Raw genomic sequence first — 9,640 nt, 5'->3', positions numbered from 1 at the left:
AAGTCAGGACATCAAACCCAATAGAGAATTGCGGCGCTTCGCGCCGCAACTCTCTATTGGGTTTGATACTTGTCCTAACATTATTGGCTATGGCTATAAGTTCAGATAGTTTTCCATTGTATCGCAAAATTATTTTGGTTCCTACAAATTGCTATCCCCCGACATGAATCCCTGGTCGTTTTTTAGGGTCTTTCTCGACGGTGCGCAACACTTCGCGAGTGACAATCGCGATATCACCTTCTCCAAATAGGATAAATCGCATCAAGTATTGCAGGGGATTTCCCTCTGCCCAACCAAAGTAAGCATGGGGCAATTTATGGGTGCGCTCGCGAATATCCAACAATATTGCAGCGATCGTATTGGGAACTGCCGCGCCGCGCGATCGCAAGATGCGATAGTTGCCTACCTGATGCCCTTCAATATGAATTGTACCTGCGAATTCTGAGGGATCGGAAACTTGAATCTCAAGGAAAATCAAGGGATCGTCCACGGGCAAATGGTGTTCTTGGCGAGTATCGGTTTCTTTTTGGCAATATTCGCCATCGTCTCCTCGGTTAGGGCGATGGGCAATGACTCGCACCGTACGTTCGGTGGTAGTTTGGATGAAACTTTCGGCTAACTCATCCATTTCTACGCGATCCGATCGCAACTCGGTAGAACGCCATACTCTAGAAACTAGGGAAGTTACGACAATACTGGCAATGAAAGTACCCGCAATTCTAATGCCTTCGGGTCTTTCGATGATATTGGTGATCGTAGTGTAGATAAAGACTAGGGTAATCGTACTAAATAGAACGATCTCGCTCCGCTTGCCTCTTTTATAGGAGGCTAAGGCTACGGCAAAGGCAGCAGAAGTCATCAGCACCAATACGCCCGTGGCATAGGCTCCCCCTTGGGCTTCAACATCGGCTTGGAAGATCAAGGTAACCACAAAGGCGATCGCGGTATAGACCAAAACCAAAGGTCGCACCGCCAAAGTCCAGTTAGGAGCCATGCCATAGCGAGGTAAATAACGAGGCACAATATTTAACAAGCCCGCCATCGCTGAAGCTCCCGCAAACCAAAGGATCGAGATGGTGCTGATGTCATAAATCGTGCCAAACCAATCGCCGAAAAATTGATGGGCAAGAAAAGCAAGGGCGCGACCATTGGCTTTACCACCGACAGCAAACTCTGAGGCGGGGATTAATAGAGTCGTTACCACGCTACTGGTTAACAGGAAAAAACTCATAATCCAAGCAGCGCTGGTCAGCATTTTGTAGGTATTGCGGACTCGACCAGTGGGAACTTCTTCCGTATCATCACTATTCCCCTTCACCAAGGGCATGACCGCAACACCTGTCTCAAAACCAGATAGTCCTAGGGCTAACTTTGGAAAAACTAAGACGGAGATCCCTAATAGCATTAAGGGGCTTTGATGGTCTGCGAATAGAGCTTTTTGCCAGTTAGCGATCGCTTCAGGATGGGTCGAGATATTTTGCAGACCAACAAATATGATGACAAGGTTAAGCAGTAGATAGACGACTACTAATAAGACAGCAATACCGATCGCCTCCCGAAAGCCCTTGAGAAATACGGCTCCTAGTAAGGCAACTAGTATCAGCGTAATTGGTACCATCTGCCCATGAAAGAAAGCTGGTACGAGGGGATTCTCTACAATGTGAGCGGTCGCGTCGGCAGCGGATAGGGTAATCGTAATAATAAAATCCGTAGCCACAAAACCGAGCAAGCAGAGAACTAAAAGCTTACCCTGCCACCAAGGTAGCAAGCGTTCGAGCATGGCAAGCGAACCCTCACCATGGGGACTAGTTGCGGCTACCTTGCGATAGATGGGCAACGCGCCAAAGAGGGTCAACAGTAGCAAAATCAATGTTGCTATTGGTGAAAGCGCTCCTGCGGCAAGGGCGGCAATGCCTGGTTGATAACCGAGGGTAGAGAAATAGTCCACCCCCGTCAAACACATCACCTGCCACCAAGCATGTTTATCACCATGTTTATCGCTAGGCTTTTGGGGAGGCTCCCCATCAGTATCAGGATGCTGGTAGCTACCAGCTAAAAGCCATTTTTTAAGCCTTTGCGCAAATTCGGACTGATGAAGGGGGGAAACTGGGGAAGCCATAAAGCAAATTGGGGATAATACTCAATTAGTCTAAGGCACAGTTAGGGATTGTACTAGGGCAATTTGATTCGGCTTAGTCCGATTGGGGGCGATCGCATCGGCGGAGATCTCGATCATCTGCGTGGCAAAGTTGGGGATCAGTCCAAAGAAAACAATTATCAACGCAAGGGCGATCGCGGGAAATTTTTCTTGCCACTTGGCAAAGGGAAAACTATTGATCGGTGGGCGATCTTTAGATTTTTCGACAGCAAGACGACCGAAAAATACGCGATCGATCATAATTAAGAAATAGACCGCAGTTAGCCCCGTTCCAATCATACAGAGTAGAGTTTGGACTGGAAAAACCGCATAACTGCTGCGGAAAATTACAAATTCCGCAATAAATCCCACCATGCCTGGCGTACCTGCGCTCGCCATCGCCGCCAAAATCATGAGCGAGCCCGTAATCGGCAAGCCCCGTTCGGGATTGAGTAAGCCGTTGAGAGAGTTGATATCACGGGTTCCTGTTTTCTTATAAACAATGCCTACTAAAATAAATAGCAATGCCGAAATTAAACCGTGGCTGACCATTTGGAAGGTTGCACCAACCAGTGAAAGAGGGGTAGCCGCAGATAGGGCGAGAAGAATATAGCCCATATGCCCCACAGAACTGTAGGCAACCATTTTTTTCATGTCGGTTTGGTTAATCGCAGTAAGGCATCCGTAAATTACGCTTACCACTGCCCAGATCGCCAAAAATGGCGCGATCGCCTGCCATGCATCGGGAAGTAAACCCAATCCAAACCTTAGTAACCCATAGGTTCCTAGCTTTAACAAAACCCCTGCTAATAAGGTCGAAACTGGGGTTGAAGCTTCGACATGGGCATCGGGCAACCATGTATGTAATGGCACGATCGGGATTTTGATGCCAAAGCCAAGCAATAGCAGAATGAGCAAAATCCCCTTGACGTTTTTGGAAGCTCCTTCCAGATTTAAGTCTTGATAGTTAAAGGTAAAGACATTGGCATCGCCACTGCCAAAAATTGCCATACCAAAGAAGGCGGCTAAAATGAGTACGCCTGAGATCGCGGTGTAAATTAAAAACTTGGTAGCCGCATAGCCGCGCTTTTCTCCGCCCCAGATCGCGATTAATAGATAAAGGGGAATGAGTTCCACTTCAAAGAAGAGGAAGAAAAGGAGTAAATTTTGGGAAAGGAAGGCTCCATTTACGCCGCCACCGAGCAGCAATAGGAGGGGGAAATAGAGTCGGGGACGCTGGATATCATTGCTAATATAAATGGCGATACTCAAAAGCAAGCCATTGAGTAGAACGAGGGGAAATGATAAACCATCTACGCCCAGTCGATAGGTGAGTCCGATCGGGTCTAACCAAGCTAGGGATTCGCTTAATTGAATCGTCGCGAGGCTGAGATCGAATTTGGTTAGTAAAAATATCGACCAGCCAAAGGTGGCGATCGCAATGCCTAAGGATATTCGGCGCAGTTGTTGAGAATCGAGGAAGGCTCCCAAGAAAACGATAAGGAGCGCCCCTGCGATCGGTACCCAAACTAATGTACTAAGCATATTTAACTTAAGTAGTTTTAAATAGTAATCAAGTAATCAAAAAGTAATTAAAAACAATTAAAAAATTTAATTGCGAAGCGCCTTAGGCGCTTCACAATTAATTCAGACCATAAAAAGCTGCAAATCCAATCAGAATTAGACCCACCACAATAGTCAAGACGTACTGCTGCAATCGACCTGTAACTGTATATTTGAGGCTCTCACCACTAAATATTGAGGCAAAACCCAAAAAGTTAACGGAACCATCAACTAAATAGCGATCGACCCAAGCCAAAACCTTGGAACCACCACCGACAATTAAAACTACCGTATATTTATAGATTGCCTGCACGTAAAGATCGTAGGCAAGTAAATCCTGCACAGCTTTCCAAGCATTACGGGTAATCTTGGGTGGCATCGGTACCGAACTGCCAGTCTCGTAGGGTTTGGTATAGATATATGCACCGATACCAAAGCCCATGAATCCTGAAGCTGATAGGAGGATGGTTTCCCAGATATTGGCATTATTTAAATCAATATCAACAAAGTGCCATGAGGGAAGTAGAATCGGTACGAGCAAAGTCACGATCGTTAGCGAGACGAGGGGAATCGCAACCTGCCAAGCCACTTCGGGAACGCGGCGGGTTTTGGGCTGTATCTGGCCGAGAAAAACCAGCGCAAAAATTCGCATTAGTCCAAAGGCAGTAATACTATTTACTAATAGGGCGATCGCAATCAGCCAAGGGTTACTAACCCAAAAGGTCTCTTCCCAGCGCAAGAGCGTCCAAAACCCACCAAAGGGAAGCATCGCCACTAAACCAAATGAGCCAACGATAAAGGCAATAAGAGTTGCGGGCATTCGGGTTTTAATGCCGCCCATTTCAGTGAGATCTTGGGTAATGGTGGTCATCATCACCGCCCCAGAGCTTAGAAATAGTAGCGATTTGCTGATGCCATGACTAAATAGCAAACCTAAAGCAAGGTCGGGCTGTTGCATACCCACGGCGATAAATACTAGCCCGAGATAGGCACTGGTCGAATGGGATAGGGCGCGTTTGAGATCGATTTGAGCGATCGCCACTAGGGATGCGCCGATCGCCGTAATCGCACCAATGACCACAGTCAATTCCGCCGCCACGGGAAACAGCGATAAAATAGGCTGAAATTTAATCAGTACATAGGCTCCCGCCCCCACCACTACGGAGTTTCGCAAAATCGAAGCAGGGTTGGGTCCCTCCATCGCCTCGTCGAGCCAGAGGTGGAGAGGAAACTGGGCACATTTCCCAAGGGGACCAGCAATCAGGGCTAATCCCAATAGCGTGCCAAACTGTTGATGTTCGGCAAAATAGGCGATCGTTTGGGGGGCATGAGCCCAAGTCTTGAGATCGGAAAAGTTCAAGCTATCGGTCAGATTGGCGAGGGTCACTACGCCCATCAGCAGAAATAAATCGCCTACACGCTTAGTCCAAAAGGCATCCCTTGCGGCGGTTACTACTAGCGGCTGAGCATACCAAAAGCCGACTAATAAGTAGGTGGAAAGGGTAAGCATTTCCAGCAAGGCATAGCTAAAAAACAACGAATCGCTAAAGGCAATCCCTGTAATCGCCGCTTCAAAAAAGCCAATCAGAGCACAAAATCTGGCGATCGCCCAATCGGTTTCCAGCGATCCCAGTCCGTAAACCTGCGAAATTAAGCTCATCGTGGCGATCATGACCGATGCGCCAGCACTAATGGCGGAAACTTCAAAAGAGCAAGCGATATTTAAATCAAGGGATTGAAACCAAATAAATTCAAAATGTTGAGCTGGCTGTCCCCAAACCGATGTTAATAACCAACAACTATGCACTAGGGCAAGGACGGTCATCATCATGTTTAGGTAGACCGCAGGACGGGGACCAGTACGTCGGATTATCCTTAGCGACCAAGGCAGTGTTAGCCCTGCCCCCAACAGACCATAGCAAGGAAGCACCCAAGCTGTTTCTAGGATCATTGATTCTACTATAGAGTTTTTACTATGTTAATCTTAAAATGTATTAGATATGCTAAGAGTCTACCGCAAAAAGCTTCGCGCTTAAGCGATGGCAAGATTCGCTTTTATTCAGAAGACTTTATTCGGAAGACATTTCACAATAACGGTTTAGTAAAACCAAGCGATCGCCTGCTTGTTGGTGGCGCTTTTGCCATGTGACGGGGTTGCGGGCAGTTTGCAACAGGTTTAAGTCTGCGCCGAGCATTTTGAGTTGTTTGTCAATTTCTACCTGCAAAGATAAATTTTGCGGCGTTATTTCTAAGGCAGTATTGATAATTTGGGACTGAAAAAAACCTTGGATTTCACCATGCGATCGCCTCCATTCTTTGACCTCGGTCGGAGATGGTTCTAGCTGTGAGGCGATCGCCGTTTGCAATGTTTCGAGCTGGCTTCGCAATTGATGAATTAAATCTAAATAATTTTGTGACAAATTCTAAACCTGCAATCTAGAACTTCGAGTATAAAATAACTTTCTCCTTAGCGATTCCTTTTTATGACAAATAAAAACCGAAAGATGAGTGGCGACGCTTCGCGCCGCCACTCATCTTTCGGTTTTTATAGCCTAAGTCAGCCCATTAAGTAAACTTAAAACCTAGAAGAGCGTACCGCCCGCGTAGCGGGCGGTACGCTCTCTGGTTTTGGTTTTTATGCCTAGCTACTTACTTGGTATTACTTAATGGGCAGCTTAGATCTCAGCCAATTCTTCACAACGGTTTCGACGGGTATCGCCTGACTATCGACTTGATAATTCATCCTTTGCATATCTTCGTTAGAAACTAAGCCTGTTAATTGAGCGATCGCGCCGCGTACTGCTGGATATTTCCGTAGAACTGCCTGATTGACAATTGGCACTGCTTCGTAGGGCGGGAAATACTTTTTATCATCTTCCAAAACAAACAAATTTAAAACGGGAATCAGACCGTCAGTGGAATTGCCTGCAATGAGATCGACCTTCTTTTGAGCTAGGGCTCGATACATTAACCCAATTTCCATTTGCTGCGGCGGCTTGTCAAACTTTAAACCGTAGGTTTTCGCCAAACCAGCATAGCCATCGGCTCTTTCTAAAAACTCATAACCAAATCCTGCTTGCCATTGGGGAGTATATTGAGCTGCGTCAGATATTGTTTTGAGATTTAAGCGTTTGGCATCTTCACCGCGAATGGCGATCGCAAAGGTATTATTAAAACCCAAGGAAGGCATTACTTCCAATTGAAAATTTTCAGCATAATTTTGCTTGACCTGTTGATATACCGTCGCGGGATCGGTAATGGGCGATCGCTTTAATACCGCCGTCAGAGCCGTGCCAGTATATTCCACGTAAGCCGAAATTTGTCCCGCTTTTACCGCTTCATGGCAAACAAAGGTTCCGCCCAAATTAAAACGGCGATCGACCTGTAAATGGGTGTGATTCTCAATTTGCTGCGCTAATAGCTCGCCTAGGATTAATTGCTCGGTAAAATTTTTAGAACCAATGATAATTTTTGCGGGAGCTTGTTGCAGGAGAATGGTGGCGATCGCGGTAATAATTGCGATCGCCACCACACCCACAATTGTGAATCGACGATTGGATCGCGATCGTTCTGTTTTCTGCTGGGTAATCTTTTTCTCTAGCCAACCTAATCCAAAATCGGCTATTAGCGCCATGATTGCAGCGGGAATAGCCCCTGCCAGAATTAATTGATTGTTAACCGTAGAAATGCCGCGAAAAATAAATACGCCCAATCCACCACCGCCAATCGCAGCAGCAATGGTGGCAATCCCCACGGAAATCACCGTTGCTACTCTCACGCCCGCTAAAATCACCCCCGTGGCAAGGGGCAGTTCCACCTGAGTTAATAATTGCCAATCGGTCATGCCCATCCCCCGTCCAGCCTCACGCACGGCGGGATCGATGTTCTGAATGCCAACATAGGTATTGCGGATGATGGGCAGTAGGGCGTAAAGCGTCAGCGCCACGATCGCAGGAGTTTTACCGATGCCCCCAAGAAATGGAACCGATATGAGAAAGCCAAAAATCGCTAAGCTGGGAATAGTCTGGAGAGCGTTAGCAAGTCCTAGAATTAGGGGGGCAAATTTCGGGCGGCGAGTAATCAGAATTCCTAAAGGGATACCGATCGCAATGGCAACGGTCATCGCAATGATAACTAAAACTATATGTTCGCCACTAAGCCGCAAAATCTCAGAGGCATATTGATTCAGAAAGTCAAACAACTAAGTAATCTCCAAGGTTTTTTACCGTCTCCCCGCCAAAGGTGGGGACATAATTAATATCCGCTTCACAAATTAGTCGGCAAACAAGCCATAAATGCTTGAGCTTCGGGATGGGGCGATCGCATAAATTCTTCTTTAGTTCCTAGTACCACTAATTGACCTTCATGCATCAAGCCAATGCGCGTGCCCAGAAAAAAGGCTTCTTGAATATCATGGGTGACAAATACGACGGTCTTTCCCAATTGCTTTTGTAAATAACGGAACTGTTGTTGTAGTTCCAATCTGGTAATTGGGTCGAGTGCGCCAAAGGGTTCATCCATTAACAGAATCGGCGGATCGGCGGCTAAAGCCCTCGCGATACCGACGCGCTGGCGTTGACCGCCAGATAATTGTTGGGGATAGCGATGTGCAAATATTTCAGGCTCTAGTCCCACTAAATTAAGCATTTCATCGACTCTCGCTTCGAGTTTGGGGCGCGACCATTGCAGCAAAGATGGAACTAGCCCAACATTCTCTCCCACCGTAAAGTGGGGAAATAAACCTGTCTCTTGGATCGCATAGCCAATCTTGCGCCTAAGAGCGATCGCATCCCATGCGAGGGTAGAGCGATCTTCTACCAAAACCTGCCCTGAAGTTGGCATCAGCAAGCGGTTAATTAATTTTAAAGTTGTCGTCTTGCCGCTACCACTGCGCCCCAACAATAACAATGCTTCGCCTTGATTGATTGTCAAATTTACCCGTGAAACTAGCTCTCGGCGACCTACACGAAAGTTCACATCCCGAAATTCCACCTTGACCTCCGATAAATCAACATCTGGAGAATTTACGCTTGTTGATTGGGGCATATTACTCACTTCTTACCAAATTTCCTCAAGACTCAAAACGAACTCAGGCAATACATCTTCCCCAGAGAGCGAAATCGGATTTTGTAAAACCTCCTTAGGCTTACCAAGGCGATAAACTTCCACTTCCCGATCTTTACGATTAATCAGCCAGCTCAGCCTTGCGCCGTTATCCTGATATTCCTGCATCTTCGCTTGCGTGACCTTCAAATTATCGCTAGGCGACATCAATTCCACTACAAAATCTGGACAAATAGGAGCGAACTTTGCCTGTTGTTCGGTCGTTAATGCTTCCCAACGCTCTTTCAAGATCCATGAAGCATCAGGCGAGCGATCGCTCCCATTCGGAAGTTTAAATCCCCCAGAAGAATCAAAGACAATACCCAACTTTGTTCTTCGATTCCAAAATACGAGATCGGCATTTAAATCAGAATTACGGGCGCTTGTTTCACTACCTGCGGGAGCCATAATTGTAATATCACCTTGAGCGTTGCGCTCGAATCTGAGGTCGCTATTTTTGCGGCAAAGTTGAAAAAACTGTTCGTCAGTAAGATCGATTACAGACTCTAGGCTGATCGTTAAAGCATTCATAGTTCTCAGTGCGGAGTTGAGCCTACATAATCATTTTATCACAGGCTCCTTTATCACAGGCTCCTTTATCACAGGCTCTAATACCAATTCACGAAAGTGTTGTCACGCCTTCGTGAATTAAATTTGTGAATTAAAAACTAAACCTCGTAAGGGGCTTCAAATTAAGAAATGGCTACGCCATTTCTTAATTTGGTATAGCAAGGACATAAACCCCTAAAGATGAGTTGCGGTGCAAAGCGCCGCAACTCATCTTTAGGGGTTTATAGCTGCCAACTGTATCAGGACATAAAACCCAAGATCGTGTTG

The 9,640-nt window shown here is 46.4% G+C and carries 7 protein-coding genes; all 7 read right to left on the bottom strand.

What is annotated here, in order from left to right; translation table 11 throughout:
* Nucleotides 1-151: 151 nt before the first annotated feature.
* The 7 genes from AC805_RS05435 to AC805_RS05405 all read right to left on the bottom strand — a co-directional run bounded on the left by AC805_RS05435 (nt 152) and on the right by AC805_RS05405 (nt 9,334).
* Nucleotides 152-2,119 (bottom strand): APC family permease, encoded by a 1,968-nt coding sequence (locus AC805_RS05435; protein WP_055074475.1) that lies wholly within the window; start codon nt 2,117-2,119, stop codon nt 152-154.
* Between the two features lie 30 nt (nt 2,120-2,149).
* Nucleotides 2,150-3,682, bottom strand: coding sequence for an NADH-quinone oxidoreductase subunit M (locus AC805_RS05430; RefSeq protein ID WP_055074474.1), 1,533 nt, complete (start codon nt 3,680-3,682; stop codon nt 2,150-2,152).
* A 97-nt stretch (nt 3,683-3,779) separates the two neighbouring features.
* Nucleotides 3,780-5,651 (bottom strand): NAD(P)H-quinone oxidoreductase subunit F, encoded by a 1,872-nt coding sequence (locus AC805_RS05425; RefSeq protein WP_055074473.1) that lies wholly within the window; start codon nt 5,649-5,651, stop codon nt 3,780-3,782.
* Between the two features lie 118 nt (nt 5,652-5,769).
* The gene (patD, locus tag AC805_RS05420; protein WP_055074472.1) at nt 5,770-6,120 is read right to left on the bottom strand and encodes a heterocyst frequency control protein PatD; all 351 of its coding nucleotides are present in this window, start codon (nt 6,118-6,120) and stop codon (nt 5,770-5,772) included.
* 239 nt (nt 6,121-6,359) lie between these two features.
* The gene (locus AC805_RS05415) at nt 6,360-7,901 is read right to left on the bottom strand and encodes a glycine betaine ABC transporter substrate-binding protein (protein ID WP_055074471.1); all 1,542 of its coding nucleotides are present in this window, start codon (nt 7,899-7,901) and stop codon (nt 6,360-6,362) included.
* 65 nt (nt 7,902-7,966) lie between these two features.
* Complete coding sequence (locus AC805_RS05410; RefSeq protein WP_055074470.1) at nt 7,967-8,746, bottom strand: ATP-binding cassette domain-containing protein; 780 nt, start codon at nt 8,744-8,746, stop codon at nt 7,967-7,969.
* A 12-nt stretch (nt 8,747-8,758) separates the two neighbouring features.
* A complete protein-coding gene (locus AC805_RS05405; protein WP_055074469.1) occupies nt 8,759-9,334 on the bottom strand; it encodes a Uma2 family endonuclease in 576 nt (191 codons plus the stop codon).
* Nucleotides 9,335-9,640: the final 306 nt, after the last annotated feature.

Source organism: Pseudanabaena sp. 'Roaring Creek', assembly GCF_001402795.1.
Taxonomy (GTDB): domain Bacteria; phylum Cyanobacteriota; class Cyanobacteriia; order Pseudanabaenales; family Pseudanabaenaceae; genus Pseudanabaena.
The sequence above is the reverse complement of the archived record's forward strand: the minus strand, read 5'-3'. Positions and strand labels throughout refer to the sequence as shown.